At 38.6% G+C, this 20,619-nt stretch carries 17 protein-coding genes; 7 read left to right on the forward strand and 10 right to left on the reverse strand.

Annotation, left to right across the window (positions count from 1 at the left end):
- Positions 1 to 25: 25 nt before the first annotated feature.
- Genes pseC through LEP1GSC199_RS12145 form a run of 6 tightly spaced genes read right to left on the reverse strand, consistent with a single transcriptional unit; the run spans position 26 to position 6,151 of the window.
- Positions 26 to 1,198, reverse strand: a complete 1,173-nt coding sequence (gene pseC, locus LEP1GSC199_RS12120) for a UDP-4-amino-4,6-dideoxy-N-acetyl-beta-L-altrosamine transaminase (RefSeq protein ID WP_002983212.1) — start codon at positions 1,196 to 1,198, stop codon at positions 26 to 28.
- 13 nt (positions 1,199 to 1,211) lie between these two features.
- On the reverse strand, positions 1,212 to 2,036 hold the full coding sequence (locus LEP1GSC199_RS12125; protein ID WP_002982873.1) for a hypothetical protein: 825 nt from the start codon (positions 2,034 to 2,036) through the stop codon (positions 1,212 to 1,214).
- Positions 2,029 to 3,774, reverse strand: coding sequence for an ABC transporter ATP-binding protein (locus LEP1GSC199_RS12130; protein WP_002982565.1), 1,746 nt, complete (start codon positions 3,772 to 3,774; stop codon positions 2,029 to 2,031). Before LEP1GSC199_RS12130 ends, LEP1GSC199_RS12125 begins: the two co-directional genes overlap by 8 nt.
- Before the next feature lie 35 nt (positions 3,775 to 3,809).
- On the reverse strand, positions 3,810 to 4,817 hold the full coding sequence (locus LEP1GSC199_RS12135; RefSeq protein ID WP_002983100.1) for a phosphoglycerate dehydrogenase: 1,008 nt from the start codon (positions 4,815 to 4,817) through the stop codon (positions 3,810 to 3,812).
- A 2-nt stretch (positions 4,818 to 4,819) separates the two neighbouring features.
- Positions 4,820 to 5,770 carry a GDP-L-fucose synthase gene (gene fcl, locus LEP1GSC199_RS12140; RefSeq protein WP_002982922.1) on the reverse strand — a complete coding sequence of 317 codons (951 nt, stop codon included), beginning with the start codon at positions 5,768 to 5,770 and terminating at the stop codon, positions 4,820 to 4,822.
- 39 nt (positions 5,771 to 5,809) lie between these two features.
- On the reverse strand, positions 5,810 to 6,151 hold the full coding sequence (locus LEP1GSC199_RS12145) for a MarR family EPS-associated transcriptional regulator (protein WP_002983174.1): 342 nt from the start codon (positions 6,149 to 6,151) through the stop codon (positions 5,810 to 5,812).
- A 207-nt stretch (positions 6,152 to 6,358) separates the two neighbouring features.
- On the opposite strand from LEP1GSC199_RS12145, the gene LEP1GSC199_RS12150 reads away from it, so the two are divergent.
- Both LEP1GSC199_RS12150 and LEP1GSC199_RS12155 read left to right on the forward strand, forming a co-directional pair.
- Positions 6,359 to 7,483, forward strand: coding sequence for a 1-acyl-sn-glycerol-3-phosphate acyltransferase (locus tag LEP1GSC199_RS12150; protein ID WP_002983116.1), 1,125 nt, complete (start codon positions 6,359 to 6,361; stop codon positions 7,481 to 7,483).
- Positions 7,470 to 7,664, forward strand: coding sequence for a hypothetical protein (locus LEP1GSC199_RS12155; protein WP_002982545.1), 195 nt, complete (start codon positions 7,470 to 7,472; stop codon positions 7,662 to 7,664). The genes LEP1GSC199_RS12150 and LEP1GSC199_RS12155 overlap by 14 nt, the downstream gene beginning before the upstream one ends.
- A 15-nt stretch (positions 7,665 to 7,679) precedes the next feature.
- On the opposite strand, the gene LEP1GSC199_RS12160 is transcribed toward LEP1GSC199_RS12155, so the two are convergent.
- Entirely contained in the window at positions 7,680 to 8,519 is an 840-nt protein-coding gene (locus LEP1GSC199_RS12160; protein WP_002982863.1) for a TrmH family RNA methyltransferase, read from the reverse strand.
- 8 nt (positions 8,520 to 8,527) lie between these two features.
- Positions 8,528 to 10,543, reverse strand: a complete 2,016-nt coding sequence (locus LEP1GSC199_RS12165) for an oxidoreductase (RefSeq protein WP_039926691.1) — start codon at positions 10,541 to 10,543, stop codon at positions 8,528 to 8,530.
- Between the two features lie 79 nt (positions 10,544 to 10,622).
- Between LEP1GSC199_RS12165 and LEP1GSC199_RS12170 the strand changes: the two genes are divergently transcribed.
- Positions 10,623 to 11,039 (forward strand): response regulator, encoded by a 417-nt coding sequence (locus LEP1GSC199_RS12170; RefSeq protein ID WP_002982712.1) that lies wholly within the window; start codon positions 10,623 to 10,625, stop codon positions 11,037 to 11,039.
- Here the strand turns inward: LEP1GSC199_RS12170 and LEP1GSC199_RS12175 are convergent.
- The gene (locus tag LEP1GSC199_RS12175) at positions 11,036 to 13,615 is read right to left on the reverse strand and encodes a PAS domain S-box protein (protein WP_002982377.1); all 2,580 of its coding nucleotides are present in this window, start codon (positions 13,613 to 13,615) and stop codon (positions 11,036 to 11,038) included. The genes LEP1GSC199_RS12170 and LEP1GSC199_RS12175 overlap by 4 nt on opposite strands.
- A gap of 117 nt (positions 13,616 to 13,732) precedes the next feature.
- Entirely contained in the window at positions 13,733 to 14,491 is a 759-nt protein-coding gene (locus LEP1GSC199_RS12180) for an SDR family NAD(P)-dependent oxidoreductase (RefSeq protein WP_002982889.1), read from the reverse strand.
- Positions 14,492 to 15,018: 527 nt separating this feature from the next.
- Between LEP1GSC199_RS12180 and LEP1GSC199_RS12190 the strand changes: the two genes are divergently transcribed.
- The 4 genes from LEP1GSC199_RS12190 (at position 15,019) to LEP1GSC199_RS12205 (ending at position 20,605) form a co-directional block, all read left to right on the forward strand.
- On the forward strand, positions 15,019 to 16,452 hold the full coding sequence (locus LEP1GSC199_RS12190; protein ID WP_002982345.1) for an Lcl C-terminal domain-containing protein: 1,434 nt from the start codon (positions 15,019 to 15,021) through the stop codon (positions 16,450 to 16,452).
- 49 nt (positions 16,453 to 16,501) lie between these two features.
- Entirely contained in the window at positions 16,502 to 17,197 is a 696-nt protein-coding gene (locus LEP1GSC199_RS12195) for a hypothetical protein (RefSeq protein WP_002983057.1), read from the forward strand.
- A 146-nt stretch (positions 17,198 to 17,343) separates the two neighbouring features.
- The gene (locus LEP1GSC199_RS12200; RefSeq protein WP_039926696.1) at positions 17,344 to 18,612 is read left to right on the forward strand and encodes an NHL repeat-containing protein; all 1,269 of its coding nucleotides are present in this window, start codon (positions 17,344 to 17,346) and stop codon (positions 18,610 to 18,612) included.
- 79 nt (positions 18,613 to 18,691) lie between these two features.
- Positions 18,692 to 20,605: a PAS domain-containing sensor histidine kinase gene (locus LEP1GSC199_RS12205; protein ID WP_002982391.1), complete on the forward strand. Its 1,914-nt coding sequence runs from the start codon at positions 18,692 to 18,694 to the stop codon at positions 20,603 to 20,605.
- Positions 20,606 to 20,619: the final 14 nt, after the last annotated feature.

The raw sequence follows: 20,619 nt of genomic DNA on the forward strand, positions 1-20,619 counted from the left end.
TCTTTCTGATATCAATAGCTATTATTTAAAAAATAGTCTGATGACCAATAGGTGTAATTAATCTTAAAACTACTTCTTGAATTTCCGATTCTGATAATCCTGGATACATAGGTATGCTAATTGCTTCAGAATAATACTTTTCTGACTCAGGAAAATCTTTTGGATTAAAACCCATTTTCTGATAATACGGATGTCTATAGACTGGAATGTAATGTAAATTCACTAAAATACCGGCGCTGCGGAATTGTTCGAAAACTTGCCTATGTCCAAGTTGCATCTCACCAAGTTTCAATCGAATGATATACAAATGCATTCCCGAATAACTATCAGGATGTTGCCATGGAACAGTAACAGGTTTATCGGAAAGCAACTCATCATAACTTTTTGCTATTTGATGTCGCCTTTCCACATATTTTTCCAGCCGATCCAACTGACTTACACCCAATGCAGCTTGAATATCTGTCATTCGGTAATTATATCCCAACTCTAATTGCTGATAATACCAAGGCCCATCCGGTGCTTGAGTCATTTCTTCAACCGACCTTGTGATCCCATGGCTCCGCAACCTGTCCATTCGTGCCTTGAATTCAGGATCATTCGTTACGGCCATACCACCTTCGCCTGTAGTGATAATTTTTACTGGGTGGAAACTGAAAACTGTAATATTGCTGTACTTACAGTTACCGATCGGCTCCCCTTTGTATTTTCCCCCAATGGCGTGCGATGCATCCTCGATAATCTTAAATCCATATTTTTTGGATAATTCATGAATTTTTTCCATTTCGCAAGGTTGGCCTGCGAGGTGAACCACAATGACAACCTTCGGTAATATTCCATTATTCTCTGCCTGAATTAGTTTCTCTTCAAGCCGAGATACAGATATATTATAAGTTAATGGATCAATATCAACAAAATCAATCGTTGCACCACAATAACGCGCGCAATTTGCGCTCGCAACAAAAGTAATAGGAGTTGTCCAAACAATATCACCCTCGCTGACACCTAATGCCAAACATGCTATATGAAGCGCAGAAGTGGCACTGTTTACTGCTGTTGCATACTTAACATTACATTTATTTGCCACCGCAGTTTCAAACCTAGGCACCATTGGTCCCTGGGTCAGAAAATCAGATTTCAAAACTTCATTTACGAGATCTAAATCGCTTTGCAATATTTCTTGTTTTCCGTAAGGTATCATTTTTGTCTCATACTTAAAAGATTGTATATCCAGGCCAAGTTGAAAGTATCTTCATTCTTTCTTCCGATAATAACTCAGTATTTTCCCTGAAGTGAGGTACACAGCTAGTTAACTCTTCGTAAGTAATTGAAGGTAACAATTCAGCTTTTCCTTCAAGAGTAACCGTAATGATTTCAATTACATCCTTCATTATGTTAAAGAAATCTGAATTATAATTTATAATTTTCTTTGATAAACCTTCTCCCTTTTCATACCAATGTAAAATGCTTGAATTTTTATGAGTATAGTCAAATCCTAATAAGTATATCTTTTTAAATCCCATAAAATATGCGAGGAAAATAGCACCACGAATACTTCCGAGAAAATACTCAAAAGCGGACACTGACGGCAATAAATCAGAATTTAATCCCAAGTAATTATATCTCTTATGAATATATAACACATTATTTTCCCTAATTGTTGGAGAATTTGTCCAGCTAAGGAAAAACGTAATATCTTTTCTTGACTCAATAATTGATCGATATTCTTTTTGTATGTAATTTCTAAGATAATTAAATGGTGGAGAGGTATTTTTTGTGAATGGATAAAACCATAAATTTTCAATGTAGAACGCATAAGGAACATTGAGTTTATGAAAATCTTTATGGAACGGCAGATGTGAACAAGGAATTGAAATCTTATCTGAGAACAAACCCAAATCAAAATATTTTACAGATATCCCATCACCCCAAATATAACATTCTTCACCTATATGAAGATTGCGATATCGTTCTATCTCCCTTAGTTTCCAATGAAAGAATTTTGGTATTAGTCTTTCGTTAACCCAATTCTTAAGCATTCTTACCTCTATCTACTAATAAATCACCCTTTTTCACTGATAGTAAAATTTCGCATTTCGAGATTGTATTCATACGATGCGCTATAATAAAAATAGTCAGATCTTTAGAAAGCTTGTAGATCGAATCCATCACCGACTGCTCTGTATCCCCATCTAACGCACTTGTCGCCTCATCAAAAAAAATAACCTTTGCATTCTTATAGATAGCACGAGCAATTCCTATCCGTTGCCTTTGACCACCGGACAATCGAACTCCCCTCTCTCCGACACTGGTATTAATTCCGTCGGGTAAAGATTTTATAAAGGTAGTTAGCTGAGAAACTTCGATGGCCTTTTCGAGTTGGGCAAAATTTATTTTTTCCTGACTTTCACCAAACGCAATGTTCTCAGCAATAGTAGTATCAGCAAGAAAGATCGCTTGTGGTACGTGGGCGATAGTTTTTCGCCATCGCAAATAATTGTTAGAATTTAATTCATTGTTATCGATGAATATCTTCCCAGAAGTAGGTTCCACTAAACCCATAAGAAGATCCATAAGGGTAGATTTTCCACTCCCCGTTTCTCCGATAATTCCAATTCTTGAACCAACAGGGATCGATAAATCTACCGAATCCAGAACCTTCTTACTGGTTCCAGGATAAGAAAAACTAAGACCAACTATCTTGATTTCCTTCTCAAATTTAAGCGGTTCGACGGGAATTGTTGATTCGTATTCCTCTGGAATTTTTTGATCCAATAGTAAAAAAACTTCCGATAGGGCAGGTTTTAGGGAAACATAGTTACTCCAGTTTCCATACCACTGTTGTAATAAAGGAAGGAGCCTCTGTGCTCCCATCCCCAGTGCCCCAAGAGCTGGTATTGCCGATTGCAAACTTCCATTTTCTAAAGTTGCCCAATATGCTAAAAAGGAAATCAAAACCAATCCAATTGCTTCTAATGCAAATCTCGGTGACTGGTTCAAAAATGTATTTTCCGAATTGGACTTAGTCAATCGAAACAAGGAAGTTCGGTAAATATGACAATACAATTCATGGCTATTATCCAAAATAATATCTCGAATTCCACCTAACCCTTCTTGTAACGACCGAACAATACCAGTCTGTTCTTTAGCTATAATTTGACCGTTTATAGAAACTTTGGATTTGGTCACTTTAGCTATCACTAAGTAAAAACCTGAGAATACAATCCCAGACATAATAGTCAAAACTGGATCGATGTAAACTAACGATACAATGATGGATATAAATATAAAAAAAGAAGATGCAACCGTAACAAGAGAAATCAAAACCCCACTGGCAGAAGCTACTTTTTGAGTGATGCCAGATATGATTTCACTTGTATTTCTCGATATATGCACTTTGTAAGGTTGGTATAAAGTTTTTTTATACAAATCAACACTGAGTTCGGCCCCAGTTGAATTTGATAACCGAATCGTTGCGTAAAGAAGAACCAAACGGATCACACCTGAAATAAGAGCAGCAGCACCAAAAGCAATTGTGAAAAATAAGACCAAATCATTTGGCGTAAGCCTTTGGAATAAATTCGGAACAAAACTAAACTTATTAAAATATTCAATCGCTGACTGCGGATTTGTAACAACACCTAAAAATGGGACAATGGCACCGATGCTAATGATTTCCGAAAGTGATGAGATTAAAATCAGTACACCCAAACCGATAAATTGAATCTTCCTTCTCGGATGCAGGTAATTGAGTATCTTTATAAAGGTAGATAACATATTAAAATAAAATCTCCCGATCGAAAAACAACCACCTAAACCACCTTCTCCCAACGCCCGCCACTAAAAAACCCAACCACATTTTCCGCGGCTTCTCTTTCCATATCCTCTCTGCAATCATTGGAACAAGAACCCATATGCTCCGTCAAAATCACATTTTCCAAATCACGTAAAGGTCCGTTGTATGGCTCTTCCTCAAAAACATCCATGCCCGCAGAGGAAATTAAGTTTTCTTTTAATACTTTGTATAAATCATTTTCATTCACGATTCCACCTCTCGCCGTATTAATTAAAACGGCATTCCGCTTCATATGTGAGAGATTTTCAAAATTTAGTAAATTTTTAGTCTCATTCGTTAGAGGAACATGGATGGTAATGGCATCGGAAGTTTTTAACAAGGTTTCTAAATCAACTTGTTGAATTGTAGTTGATATCCAGTTTTTTCCTAGTGTTTCATTCATCTTACGGATATTAGTGGATACTTCACGAAACTTTATGATTGAATCTTTTTGATCTATCAAATCACAAACTAAAATTTCTTTTGGAAGATATCCGAGTAAATGAGAGGCCACTCGTTTACCGATTCTGCCGAAACCCAAAATTCCTATCGTTGACCCACCAATTCTTTCCCCATAAGGTCTTGTCCACTGACCTGATCTGATTTCTCTATCGGCAAAGGATACCTTTCGCATTCCATCCACAATCAGACAAACGGCAAGTTCGGAGACAGCAGGAGAAACAGCATCTGGTGTATAAGCGACAGAAATCCCTTTTTCCCTGCAAAGATCCAAGGGAACACTATCCAACCCAACACCTACTCGAGAGATAAGTTTCAGTGATTTTGATTCTGTTACAAGGTCAGTAAGATCTTCTGTCCCCGCAATTAAGGCATCGAAGTTACGGGCAAATTCGGAAACCTCGGTGGGTTTTAATTTACGACCCAAAGGATTAATTTCCACCTTATGCCCGCTAGATTCCAAAACCTTTAGGGCCGTTTTACTAGTTCTACAAAAAGGGAATGTCGAAACAAAAACCTTAGCCAATGTTAGAGTTTCCCACTTTCCAAAAAATCAGTATAAGCCGCTCGTACTCCGTCTCTTAATTCAACCTCGTGTTTCCATCCCATTTTATGGAGTTTCGAAACATCTAGAAGTTTTCTCGGAGTTCCATCAGGTTTCGTAAGATCAAAAGTTAAATTACCCTCATATCCCACGACATTCTTAATGGTTTCAGCTAATTCTTTAATACTCACTTCAATTCCCGATCCAACATTTACATGTTCTCCACCTTTCGGATCAGTGTTAACATCGTAATTTTGCATGAGAAAAATGCAGGCCCGAGCCATATCCTCGGAATACAAAAATTCGCGTAATGGTTTACCTGTTCCCCAAATCACAACTTCAGGTAAATTTTGTATTTTGGCTTCATGGAAACGCCGAAGGAGAGCAGGTAAAACATGGGAATTTTCCGGATGATAGTTGTCACCCGGTCCATATAAATTAGTAGGCATTACAGAAATATAATTTGTGCCATACTGACGATTGTAGGATTGGCACATTACAATGCCGGCAATTTTTGCTACCGCATAAGGTTCGTTCGTTGGCTCTAGTTTTCCGTCCAACAATTGCCCCTCATCCATCGGTTGTTTAGCAAATTTTGGGTAAATACAGGAAGAACCCAAAAAACATAATTTTTTAACACCGTTTCTGTAAGCAGCATCAATGATATTATTTTGAATTTGTAAGTTAGAAAAAATAAATTCAGCAGGATAGGTATTGTTCGCAAAAATCCCACCTACTTTGGCTGCCGCTAAAAAGACGTAATCAGGTTTTTCTTTCGCAAAAAAATCATAAACTTTGGTTTGATCCGCGAGATCCATTTCCGCACGGGTCCTTCCAATTACATTTTTAAATCCTGATCGATTTAGGAGGCGAACTAATGCAGATCCAACCAATCCCTTGTGGCCTGCTATATAAATTTTTGAATCTTGATTCAATTGATTCCTGCCTTAAAGAAAAGTAACCACAACCGGTGTCTAAGCTTCCAAACTTTCCAAACTATCACCTAATTTTTCTACTTCAGCACGAAGTGCCTCATACTCTCTTTTTTTTACTTCATAAAAATGGAGAGTCATACGAGCCTTTTCTTCAATGCCCCTAGGTGTCAGTAAGTAGGTATAAGAAAGTTTATTTTTATTATTTCGAAAATTGTTCATTTTGATGAGGCCCTTATCTAAAAATGCTTTTAGAATATAATTTACCTTACCAAGACTCAAACCCATTACATCGGATGCATCCCGTTGTGATAAATGAGGGTTTTCTTGAAGCAACTGCAATAGCTTCAAGTGGTGGTCATTGTATTGATAATTTTCTTTCATAGGAGACAAAAATCCCAAATCGGGCGGCGGTTCGACTCACTAGGCATAGCTTCGCCCCCTGAGTCCCATATATTTTACAAAATGTGTTCAGTATTTGAACAAGGTCAAGTCAGAATCGCAGGTTTTTTCGTTTTGTCAGAGCCGAGTCCGTAGGTATGACCGTTTTTCCAATTGACTCCGGCGGTTCCAAGGAACATACCATTCGCAATGAAACCAAAAAAGCATACGGTTCCCTATGATTTTCTAATCAAATTGGTCAGTTTGGGCAAAGGAGTGGTTTTCCATTCCATAGAAGAAAACTTTTCAGGCAACGTGGACCATTTTGAAACCCCCTATCCTTCAGCCTTATTATGCAATCATGTATCCGAAGCAGATGTTGTGTCACTTTCCATGGTCTATCGCAGACTCAATCCAAAAATCAAAATGATCATTCCTGCGAGGGAAGACATGTTAAAATCAGGATTTCTGCAAAAAGAATTTCGGGCCAAAGGAATTATCAAATGGATATTCCAATTCATTGATGCTATAAAAATCATTCCCTTTTTGTTACGTTACATTGGGGCAGTTCCCATCAAACGACCTTTTCGGGATAACGCAAGAGAACTGATCAAATCAGGCGAACTAAGAGACAAAGTAGATAGTGAGTGGACTGAACTTGTGGCCAATATCAAAAGAGGTCGCAATTTATTTATGTTTCCGGAAGGAACTTATAGTCACGACGGTTTTCTAAACCAAATCAAACGTGGAGCTTATTATATCAAATCCAAAATTGATAACCTCCATTTTAACAGTTTTACGCTAACATATGACCATCTTTCTTATCAAAAAACAAAACTATACATAAAATATGGAAAACCTTTTCAAATTGATACACACCAAACTGCAGATCAAGTCATTCGTCTCGTGGGAGATAAACTTGGTAAAAACTACACGGTCACACTAGGGAATCTAACTTCTTATGTGTTATTAAAATTTGGAAAAGAAACTAAGATCAAAAAACAACAGTTGGTAGACCTTCTATTAAAACTGAAAAAACAAATCGAATCCACTTTTCCTGAAATCACCGTTGCCTCGGAACTACGCAAAGAAAGTTTTCACACCCAACTCGAATCCATCTTTGAAAAACTAAAACAATTCAAACTCATCGATTGGGAAGAAGAGACTGTCCACACAAAAGAAATCCTTTATCATATCCCAAAATCCATTCATAATTTAAAAAAATCGAATATTGTCATGTACCATAGAAACCAACTCACTGCTCATCTAACTCATTTAGAGGAAGTTTGGAATGGAATCTTCACAAACCAAGGAGTGCCAAATGAATCCACTTAAACCCATTCGTATTTTTTTGTTTGTTAGTTTATTTTTTGTGGGATGTGGAACCATATCTCGTGGTTGCGCCAAATATTTTGGTTATGACGAGGTTTGTGTGGATGGGGTCAGATACATCCAGTTCACATCAGGAGCTAGTGTAAAATACAATCCCGATGGAACGATTGCCACTTGCCGTTAAAAAAAGAATACTAGGTTAGACTGTTCGTTCTGTATTTAAATTTTTTGCCACTTCCCAAAGTAGGATAGAACCAGCACAGGATACGTTTAGCGAATTCACAACACCTAACATGGGAATGTTGACTATAAAATCACAAAGGGATTGTAAATGAACACTCATCCCTTTGGCTTCATTTCCGAGAATAATCAAAATGGGAGTTTGCAGATTTTTATCTCTCAAGGATTCTTTCCCTGACGAATCAGTTCCTATCACCCGTAGACCACACCTTTCTTTTTCATTTTTTAAGAAAATTTCCAATTGAGAAAGTGACTCTAGAAAAATCAATTTTGTATGAAATACACTTCCGAGACTTGCTCGGATCACTTTCGGATCATAAACATCAATCGAGTGCCCCAAAACAAAGACCGCATCCACTTGAAAGGCATCGGCTGAGCGCAAAAGGGACCCAAAATTTCCTAAATCACTAGGTCTGTCAAAAAGTACATAAAACGGCTTCGGTTTCTTTAAGGAATTGAGTGCCGTCAGTAAATGAGTGCGAATTTTTGCTGTGACAATTAACTCAGAAGGATTTTCTTTTTCTGAAAGTTCCGCATACAAAGCAGGTGCAATCTCAAATTGTTTTGCTTCGCTAAATTTTGTTAAGACTGAAACCGCCCAGTGGGACAAAGGCACACCATCCCGATACAGGATACGTGTGACTTCCCAACCGGCATCTATCAGTTGTTTAATGCCTTCTGTTCCCTCTACAAAAACTTCCTTTTCTTGACTTCGTTTGGAACGGTTTGTTCGAAGAGCCAATAAAACCTGAAACTCTGCATTTTTAACACTGATTTTAAGAGGCCGTTTGGATCCCATAACAAAGACTAGATGGTAACAGCTAACCTCGTTCCTTGATCAATGGCCCTTTTGGCATCAAGTTCGGATGCAAGATCTGCCCCACCAATTAAATGCACCGGAATATTGGCTTTTTGCAAAGGTTCAAGTAGGGTCCGGTTGGGATCTTGTCCTGCACATACCACAACAGTATCACAAGGAATCTTTTTTGTTTCTCCCTTTACTTCGATTACAATTCCATCGGCTTCGATGGCTTTGTAAGTCACACCAGATATTTGTGTTACCTTACGATCTTCGAGTGTGGTTTTATGAATCCAACCAGTTGTTTTACCAAGGGTAGCACCAAACTTACTATTGGAACGTTTGAGCATTGTCACTTCTCGGTCCGACAGTGGAGTGTCTTTGGTTCCAAGCCCTCCATTCTTAGCGATCTCTGTGCTAATTCCCCACTCTTTTAGATAATTTTCTTTGGTAAAGGAATGGCCAGCATCCGTCAGTAATAAACTTACATCATAACCGATTCCACCAGCACCCATGACAACGGCTCTTTTTCCCACAGGTTTACCTTTTAGAACCACATCCACATAACTAAGAACATTCGCTCCAAGAATTCCAGGAATCTCTGGAATTCTTGGAGTAACACCTGTAGCTAAAACCACTTCATCAAACCCTTGTTTGATGAGATCTTCAGCCGATACAAAAGTGTTTAGTTTTAACTGGACTCCATGTTTTTTTACCATTTCTCCAAAATAACGAATGGTTTCTTTAAATTCTTCTTTTCCGGGGATACGGCGAGCAATGTTTAACTGTCCTCCAAGTTCCGCCCCTGCATCAAACAAAGTTACAGAATGTCCACGTTCTGCAAGAGTTGTAGAACAAGACATCCCACCGGGACCCGCACCTACAACGGCTACCTTTTTTGGTTTTGATGTTTTTTCTATGATTAAATCGGTTTCATGGCAAGCTCTTGGATTCACCAAACAACTGCATATTTTTCCTTGAAAGATATGATCAAGACAAGCCTGGTTACAAGCAATACAAGTATTGATCTCCTCTGCTTTTCCCGCAGCAGCCTTATTGACAAAAAAAGGATCCGCAAGGAAGGGCCTTGCCATAGAAACCAAATCTGCATCTCCCGAGGCAAGGACTGATTCAGCAATTTCTGGAGTATTAATTCGATTTGATGTCACAAGAGGGATATTTACATGGCCTTTTACCTTGGCGGTGACCCAAGTAAAGGCAGCTCTTGGAACCATCATGGCAATGGTTGGAATCCGAGCTTCATGCCAACCAATTCCTGTATTGATAATAGTGGCCCCTGCTTTTTCAATTTCTTTGGCTAAGATAAGGACTTCGTCGATATTTCCACCATCTTCCACAAGATCCAACATAGACAAACGATAGATGATGATAAAATCAGTCCCCACACGTTTGCGAACGGCTCTTATGATTTCGATCGGAAACTTGATCCGATTTTCAAAACTTCCCCCCCAACCATCGGTTCGGTTATTAGTTCGTTTTGCGATGAATTGGTTGATGAGATATCCTTCACTTCCCATAATCTCAACACCATCATAACCAGCTAACTTCGCCAATTCGGAACAACGTGCAAAATCTTCGATGGTTTTTAAAATTTCTTCTTCAGTGAGAGGATGTGGTTTGAACATATTGATAGGAGCTCGAAGATTCGATGCCCCAACAATTTTATCATGGTATCCATACCGTCCGGTATGAAGGATTTGCATGGCGATTTTTCCACCTTCTTTGTGCACAGCTTCAGTGACAACACGGTGGTGTTTGGCTTCCTCTTCAGTATCCATCACACCACCACCTCGGGACACACGACCCGCTTCGTTTGGGGCAATCCCACCAGTTACAATCAGAGCCACTCCCCCTTTCGCTCTTTCTCCATAAAAAGCCGCCATACGTTCATAGCCATTAGGAGCTTCTTCTAAGCCGGTATGCATGGAGCCCATAATGGTTCTATTTCTTAACGTAGTGAATCCGAGAGATAAAGGGGACAGAAGATTTGGATAGGATGTCATATCCTACAAGAATAGAAGATGGAAGATTTTGGCAAGATTTACTTGCAATTTAAGTGAAGAACCGGTATAACAATGCCCTGTGGAAATTCTGACCAAAAATAAAAATAAGAAAAATGCGATTCTTTTTGTCGATGATGAATCCATTATCTTAATGAGTATGAAGTCACAAGTCAGACAACATTTCGGCGAACAGTACAAATACCTTACCGCAGACAACGCAAAAGAAGCATGGGAGCTAATCCAAGAACTGGAAGAGGAAGGGAACTCTGTTTCCATCATCATCTCCGATTGGTCCATGCCTGGGATGAATGGAGATGAGTTTTTAAGAAAGGTTCATAAATCCTATCCCAAGATTGAAAAAGTAATCATCACAGGATTTGCGGACCAAAAGTCCATCGAAGATCTAAATTCAGAAATTGGTCCCATCTCTTGTTTGAAAAAACCCTGGGACGAAGAAGAACTGATCTCCACAATTTCCCATGCCATGCACAATTAACTTTGTTTAGGAAGATAAATGTAAAAAATTGTTTCACCAGGAACAGAAGTCATTTCGATTCTACCACCATGGCGTTTGACAATTTTATTCACAATGTCGAGGCCAAGTCCACTTCCTTCCCCAGGGGGTTTCGTTGTAAAAAAAGGTTCGAAAATTTTTGATTGAATATCTTTCGGAATCCCAGGACCAGAATCCTTTAAAGACACTAGAATCTCCCCTCCGCAATCCTTAACAGCAATTTCCAAATCACCAACAAATGCCATTGCTTGTAAAGAATTATAGATTAAGTTTGTCCATACATGCAACAAATCATCAGGATAACATTCGATAGGTGCCACATCATCAAAATCTTTTACCAAATTGATGCCACGTTTTAATTGGTTTTGGTAAATGGTAAGTACAGTTTCAATTGTATCCTGAATCAAGGCTTTGTTTTTTTTGCCGGTCGCATCAAAACGAGAAAAATTTTTCAACGCATACATAATTTTGGAAATTCGATCCACAGCCAGTTGGATGGATCTTGTATTCCTTCGAAATTGGATCTCCAAAGCTAAATAGTCCAAAAAAACTTTTATATAATGCGATTGAAATAAAGGTAAATAAATCGGATCAATTTCCCCAATCCCCAGTTCCACCCATGCTTCCGCAAAATCCTCTGCTAAGTTCGGTTCAAATCCATATCCCAAAAAAACTTCTTTGTTTCGTTTTTTGCGAAGTCGTTCTTCCTTTCCGGTATAAAATTCTATCGGTTGGTCCATATTGGAAAGTATTGTTTTTACAATTTTCTGTTCCAGGATAGGCACAGAAAGAATTGCTTCTCGAAATAGTTGAGAGGCAAGCCCATACCGCTTTTGCCAATCCAACATATTCTGGTTAGATGCTTTTACGGCACCAATTGGGTTGTTTATCTCATGAGCAATCCCGGCAATCAACTGACCCAAGGCGGCAAGTTTTTCTGATTGGATGAGTTGGTCTTGGGTTCGTTTTAGATTTTCAAAGGCCGCTTCTAATTCTAGTTTTTGTTTTTCAATTAGTTTGTTCTTATCTCGGATCTCTGAATTGATCAGACGTAATTCTTCTACTTCTTTTAAAGGAGTTAAATCAAAAATACTATAACCAATGGAATTGGTATCTTTGTACAAAAATCGTTTCACAGAAACGAGGGCCGGAAACAAATCCCCATTTTTCTTTTTACAAACAATTTCTAAAGAGTCATTTGCATTCTCGCTAATTGACTTACGGATTTTACGAAGAGTTTCTGCAGTCAAAAGGTTACGAATTTTCAACCTCGGAATATCAACTAATTCATATCCAAAGAGCTTCTGGAAGGCAAAATTGGAATCTTTTACTGTTAACCCATTTTCATCAAAAATAAGGAATGCTTCTGTGGAGAACTGATAAAACGCCTCAAATCGTTCATCTGATTTACGAAGCGCCTCTTCACCTAACTTAATTTCGGTGATATCCAAAACCGTACCCATAAGCACCAAAGGTTTTCCCTCCTTGGAGCGAGTGAGTTTTCCACGTGCTTCAACCCAATGCAATTTAGCATCGGAATGATTGATTCGATTCCGAATCCGATATTCCGAACGATTTAAATCACCCATCAAAAGATTTGTTTCATTCGATAACAATTCCCAGTCCTCTTGGTATGTTAATTCGATGAATTTTTCTTCCGTAACTTCAAAGTTTGCACCAGGAAATCCATAAATTTCATAGGTTTGAGGAGACCAATAGATAGTTCTTGATTCAATGTCCCAACTCCAAATCCCCATCTTGGCTGCATCCAATGCCATTACGAGCCGTGACTCTGATTCTTGAAGTGCAAGGCTTGCTTCCCTTTGTTTGGTTCGGTTGATCATGGCACCAAACATCCGATAGGCCTCACCATCATCATTGTATAAAAATACACCGTTGTCTTCGATATAAACATAATCACCTGATTTTGTTTTATAACGATATTCGGCGTTGAACTTTTTATGATTTATATAGGCCTCATCAAACAATTGTAAGGTGTTTTTTTTATCATCTGGGTGGATATCATTCGACCATTCTTTATATCCAAATTTTTGGTATTCACTCGGTGTATATCCGGTAATCTCCTGGATGGCTCCTCCCCAAAAATTTTCGCCGGATTTAATATCCAAATCGTAAACCATACTTAAGGAAAGTTCTGTGATGGTTCTGTATTTGACTTCGTTATATTCTAACGCCTTTTGTTTTAGCACATTTTCTGTGATGTCAGTGATAAGAAATACAAGAAAGGACAACTCTCCTTGTTTGTCGAATACCGGAGAGCCATTGATGGACAGGTATTTTTTATTTCCAAACGAATCTTTGATAGCATGTCGAATGTCCGTAACTGGTTTTTTAGTCTTTAAGAGGATATTGAAAGGTTGGTCTTCTTCTCTCCAAGGCCCTCCATCAAGTGAGGTATTTTTCCATTCGGGAGCATCATAAGTTCTGGAGAGGATATCGTTCAGTTTAACACCAAGAACAGACTCCGAGGCTGGATTGGCATAACGAACTTGCCCCAATGGATTGAGAACCATCATGGCCGTGGAGCTAACATTCATTATAGTTGTCAATAACTCCGCCTCGACAAACTTTTCGTCTGGAGAAAGGCCGGAAACCGACTTTTCTCCTTTTAAATCCTTATCCTTTGAAAAATTTGAATCCACCTTTAAGTAGACTTATTTCTTCAATGATTCCAATTTACCTGCTTCAATTTTTTGATAAATTGGGAAAGGGAAAAACAGGAACCTATTCACTACTTGCATACAACGAAATAATAAGGATGGATACACTTCTTTTGCGTTCGATAAAATTCCCTTTACCACTTGTTTTGCCACTGTCTCGGCTGATTGGCTTGGAAAAGGAACAGGAACTTTTTTCCCTGCTGCATCAAAGAACTGTGTTCTTGTCGCAATGGGATAAACGACCATCACCCGGTTCCCTGGTTTCAATTCATACTTGTAGGCATCAATAAAAGAACGAACCGCAGCTTTTGTCGAAGAGTATTGAGCATACCCAGGCAATGACAAATGACTCATAGCAGAAGCCGTCACGATGAATAAAAACGGTTCTTTTCTTGTATGATTGAGGGCAATCAAACAGTACAAAGGTGAATAAACATTGGTCCGATAGATTCGATCAATTCGATCCCAATCGGCATTAGGTATGACCTCGTAATAGGCAAAACCTGCATTGGCATAAAAAATGTCGATACCACCCAATTTTTTATCTGCATCTTTCAATAGTTTATCCAAACTCTCTTTATTGGAGACATCGCATTTGTAAGGAATTACGTTCGGATGAACTAGTATATTCTCTTCATTTAGATCACAGGCAAGAATCTTTACTCCATCATGCTTTAACGCTTGTAAAACGGTTTCTTTACCGATTCCGGAGCCTGCGCCGGTAATCACGATTCTTTTGTTTTTTAGTTCCATAGATGAAACCTAATTAGGAGAGATTCCGAATAAAGTTCTTTTTAATAAGACATCTAACTTTTTTGATCGTATTTTCAAATTCTTCTATAAATACATTTCCTATTGTATTGCCATCGTCTTCTTCTCACTTCTTTGAGCCATTTGGGGAGCTTTTTTACGCATAATTCTGCGGATCTGTCCTAATCCCCGAATTTGCCATCAAAAACCATCTCCAAGTGGTTCAAAAAAAAACATCCTGCGAATATCCACCTTACAACTGCAATCTGGTGACGTTTTTTAGAAACAGGAGAATTGACGGATGATTTGAGATTGATGCGGATTTCTGTTAAAGAACACTGAAACGCTGCCACCGCCATGGATTCGAAAAGAATCGTATGGACCGGTGAAAAGGACAAGGTCCAATACAAAAGGCAAAGAGAACCCATTGGATAACTAAAAAATGCAAATTGAGGACATACCGAAGAAAATTCTTGCTAAAATCCCTAAGGGATCAGAGGAAGGATCATCATAATTGAGAATCAGAATCTATGTTTCCAAGAACCTTCAGCACTGTATGTTTTTTCTGGGTTCTTTTTGTGTCATTTTTTTGTCAGAGATCTGATTTCAATCAGCTTTGCGATCCCAAATCGAATGCCTACTTAGAAAGCCTACTTGTCCGTTACATAAATTTTGATGAAACTCCTCACTGCGGACTGGTCTTAAAAGTAAACCCTCCGAGTTATTTAAACTGCCCTCCTTTGAAACCACAGAGGAATGGAAATTTCTTTCTAGAAAATTTTGAATCCGATGGTGATCGTTTGAGTTTGTCCGCAAATCCCCCACTCCCCGAAGGGATCACTTTTTCTCCATTTTCGCTATCGTTAGAGGGGCGTTATTCGGGATGGAAGGCAAACCGACAATCTTACAGCATTACCGCCAGTAACCCTAAAGGAAGTGCCAGCTGTTCTTATTTTCCTGCTTGGATGGGAAAACTTCCTTTCAAAACCAATCAAACCACTTGTTATGATGCAACCGCTCCTACCCCAGTTCCTGATCCAAGTTGCTCTGTGATTCCCGGTCAAGATGGACAATTGCAGAGAGGAACACCTCAAAGTTTTACTGGTCCCTCCCTTGTGGCAGGTGAAGAAATCACAAAGGACATAAATACTGGCCTTGTTTGGACTAGTTGCCAAAGGGGAAAAACGGGAATTGGCTGTACAACAGTTGGCACAACCAACTTCCAATTTGTACCAGCACAAACGGAATGTGCGGGACTCAATGTTGGTTCTGGATTTGCCAACCGCACGGATTGGAGGGTTCCTGAAATTGATGAATATATTAGTACTTTTGATTATTCTATTGTAAGTCCTTCCATCAACCAGGTTTATTTTCCTGCAACAGACGCTTTTAACTTTAAGTCCAACACAAATCATACGTTAGGTGCAAGTGCTTATTATCCCACATTTATAGAATCCTCCATTGGAGTGGGAAACTATACCGATGCTCATCGTTTGCGTTGTTTGTCCAATGGAACTCCCGCAAAGAACAAACGTCTGATAAACAACAATGATGGAACCATTCTGGATCTAGACACAGCTCTTGTTTGGCAAAGGTGCACTGCGGGGCAAACGAATCTCAGCACTTGTACAGGTGGGACAGACCTGATCTCGATTTGGTCTGGTGCAATCAGTTATTGCCAAAGTTTGAACTTAGCAGGAAAAACATGGCGACTTCCCAATGCGAGTGAACTGAGAAGTTTACTTGATTTTTATCATTCCAATGGATATCCTGGGTTTGATCCCATTTACTTTCCGAATACAGCAGTCGCAGTATCTCCAGCTGTCATTAACTACTGGACCTCAACGACAAGCATTGTTTCTCCAGAAAATGCATTTGTCGTCAATTTCCAATATTCAAGCGGTGGACCCGATTTAAAATCAAATAATACCGATAACCGCATACGTTGTGTTTCCGATTTTTAAGGTTTGGCAAAAAATGAAAAAAATCGAAAAGTAGATCTTCCCATTGAAAATGTTGAAAATTTTTCCGTATCTTATTGTCCTCATCCTTTTCCAATGTACGACCATTGGCTTTCATGAAACAAAATTTCGTGAAGGAATTTCGTTTGGAGAGAATACAAATTTCCGCGTCTGTGTTCTTAGAGAACCAGACATCACAACAAAAGAAACCGAAGAATTATTTTCGGCTTGGAACGCAGAACTTTCGCTCTACAATCTAAAAGCAGAGCCGATTTTACTAGATGTCATAGAAAGGCCAGGATTTTGGGGAACAGACATTCTAGGTTACTTAATGTCTCTCCCCCTAACAAAAGATTGCGATAGGTTGGTGTATTTAAAAGGCCGAACTTGGGGGGATATAACCTTTGAAGTTTTGACCCTGGGCCTTTTTGTGGGAGTGGGTTTGAAACTCGAAGTCCAAGGTGCTGTCGAAGGCCAAACCAATACGAGGGGGTATATCAAAGCAAAATACATTTCCACAATACAAATCTTATTTACTAGTCCAAAATCTACCCTCATCCATGAAGGATACCACCTACTCGGATGCGGCCACCAACTTTTTATGAAAGAATGTTACGAAAAAATTCGGGATGTAAAACTTCTACTCACTGATCCAAGTAGAGATCCAAACTTTTTTCCTGTCATTACCACTACTGGAAAAAAAATCCTTACCCGAGAAGAAACTTTAATATACTTTAACAAAGATTAAATTCGGGTTCATAAGGTTTGGAAAAATTTTTGATCTAAAAATAATAAACCGCCGACTTTTCGCTACAGACATTCCCGTATCATTTCTAATTGGATTCGACTTGCTTTTGCCATCGAGTTTTTTGTAGCATCCATAAAGAAAGATTTATGAATCATTTTTTAATTTTATTTTTTGCATTTTTTTTCTTGTTCTCTTGTTCTACACCAAAATCAGAAAACTTTTGCGATACAGAAAGTTCGCAATTTATTTCTAATTTATTATTTAGATTCATTTCAAAAGACAAAAGTAACCAGTGTGGTTATCGCTTAAATTCCAATCCTCCTGCTTGCGAACTAAGTTACGAAGAAACTCATTTGGATGCTAATTGGCCAGCGGTAAAAAAGGAGATGGAAACTCAGTTTGCTTTGGGATCCAGTACAGCAGAATCACTCATTCAATATAGACCAGAATCAGTTGCTTCTGTGATAGGTATAAGTGCAGCCTATCCTGGTTTCCAAGGTGCTTTAAATGCACCTAACGGCAATGTATACTTTGTCCCTTATTATTCTCCAACAATTTTAGCAGTCAACCCAAGTTCTAAAATGTATTCGACAATGGGAACTAAATCGGTATCGGTTGATTTTATCGGCGGATCCCTCGGCCCTAATGGTATCATTTATTTTGCACCACACTTAATTTCTGATTTTTATGCATTAGATTCGAATCAGAGTTCACTTTCAATCGTTGGGACCGAAACAATGGCAAGTGCTGCCTATAGCGGAGCGATGTATGCTCCCAATGGTAAAATATACTTTGTTCCTAGCGGAGAAACATTCATTCGCTATTATGATACCAATACAAAAACAATTGGTATGGTTTCGACTCCAACAAGTGGAGGTTTTTCTTCAGCAGTCCTCACCCCGGAAGGGAAAATTTATTTTATTCCATTTATGGGCACAATTATGTATATCTTGGATACAAGGGATGATTCCATTTCCATCCATCCTTATGTATTCCCTGGAGCTCATGCTTACTATATTTCAGGAATTCTCACACCTAATGGTCGAATCTATATGATTCCCCATTCAGTCGCAACGCTTCTTTACCTTGACACAGGCACAAATGAAATTGTTACCGTAACCAACATTCCCTCTGCTGGGACCGCTATGTTTAACGGTGCAGTCCTTGCCCCCAATGGAAAAATTTATCCTATTCCAGAAGACTATGCGAACTTTATCTCCATAGATACAAAAGACCATACGATAACGACCCTCTTCCCTAAACCCGCTGGTTCCTATCGCGGGGGAGCCCTAGGGCCTGATGGAGAAATTTATTTAGCGTCCCATTTAGCAGATCGTTTTGATGTGATCCAAACCAATTCGCTGGGAAAGTTCTGCCCTTCCCTAAGGCTCTCCCCCTATTGGAATAAACTATAACCCAAATCTAGTCCCATAATTTTTAGGTTCCATTCGTCCGATGGATGTAGGTTTCCCACCTACTTAAAAAAAACAATCGATGGAATCTTTCAATCAAAATAGCAATTCATCCTTTGTTCTCTTTGCAGACAAACTTCCGTTCGGAGTATTTGTCTTCGAGTCCCCTACACAAGAATTATCTTTAGAAAGCAGATTGGTTTATGCAAACCCACTAGCAAAATCCTTTATCGAATTTCAATCGGAAATAGAAAGCCAACTTACAGTAAAAGAATTACTTCCCAACTTACAGAAAGAAGGATTACTATCCCATATCCTCTCAGATATAACAAAAAAAAATGGTTCTCCCATTTATTTGAATGCAGACCTTTTATCAGATCAAAAATCTAATTGTCGAAAGGTCTACTCGTTATTGGCAAAACAACTAACAGATAACTTTTTTTTCTTCCTTTTCGAAGATGTCACAGAACTATCCTTTGCTGAAAAAACGTTCCGCGAAAACGAATCACAGTTAGATCGTGTTTTAAAAACAATGATCAATGGAGTGGTAGTTGTTAATTTAAAGGGACAAATTATTTATGCAAATGATAGTGCTGCCAAAATCCTTTCCTTGAGTATCGACAAAATCGAAAACAAATACTTTGCCTCCAAAGATTGGCGACAAATTCGTGAGGACGGGAATCCTTTCCCCGCAGAAGAACTTCCCTTAACCCTAGCCCTTGGTGAACAAAAAACAGTCTATAACTGCGAACATGGAATTATAGCTGATGGTGAAAAAGTCAAATGGCTCAGTGTCAATGCCTCCCCACTTTACAACGCAGAAGGAAAACTTGAAGGTGCTACTGCAAGTTTTCTTGACATTACAGAATTCAAAAACACGCAAAACACAATCCAATTAAAAAACAGAAAACTAAAAGCAATCCTTGATGCCATTGAACGATCAGCCATAGTGAGTGTCACAGATACCAAAGGTATCATCCAAAGAGTAAACCAAAAGTTTATCCAAATATCGGGTTATTCGGAAAAAGAACTTTTAGATTCTGATCATAGAAAAATAAACTCAAAATTCCATCCGAAAGAGTTTTGGGAAAAGATGTGGAAAGACATTCTATCGGGGCACCCATGGGAAGGAATCATTCGTAACCAATCCAAACAAGGAAATTTCTTTTGGTTACAAACATTCATTCATCCTCTATATGATAAAAATGATTCCATAGAATCGTTTTTATCCATTCGGTTTGATATCACCGAAGAAGTAGAAGCATTAGAAAACACCAATCGGATGCTTCACTTTACAGGAATCCAAAACAGCCGTTTACAAAACTTTGCCTATATTGTCTCACATAACATTCGCCAACACTCTTCGAATTTCACCTCTCTCATTACCTTACTAGAAGAGAATCCTTCCGAAGAAGAAAGAAAAAACATTGTAAACATGTTACATGCCTCAGCGGAAAAACTGAACGAAACCATCACTCATCTGAATGATATCATTTCCATCAACCAGATGTTAAACAAACCAATGGAGATTTGTTCGATCAATAGCGAAGTTCAAAAAACTTTAAACATTTTAAAAGGATCCATTGAATCGCGAAATATCGAAGTATTTTTGGAAATCGAAAATCATTTAGAACTCAAAATCATTCCTGTATATTTAGAAAGTATCCTTTTAAACTTAGTTTCCAATGCGATCAAGTATGTACGTTTAAAGAACGGAGCGTTTATCCGAATCAGCGCAAAAAAGAAACCAGGCCAAGTGCAACTCACAGTAGAAGACAACGGTCTTGGAATTGATTTAGAAAAACACGGTAACAAAATCTTTGGTATGTTTAAGACCTTTCATAAAAACGAAGATGCTCGTGGGATCGGACTCTTTATCACTAAATCTCAAGTGGAGGTACTCGGAGGAACCATCTCGGTCCAGAGCAAGGCAGGGTTAGGCTCCACGTTTACGGTTTTCCTCCCTGAAAATCCAAACGAATCTGCTCCCATTTAGCTCTATCATTTGCT

The organism is Leptospira vanthielii serovar Holland str. Waz Holland = ATCC 700522 (assembly GCF_000332455.1).
Lineage (GTDB): Bacteria > Spirochaetota > Leptospiria > Leptospirales > Leptospiraceae > Leptospira_A > Leptospira_A vanthielii.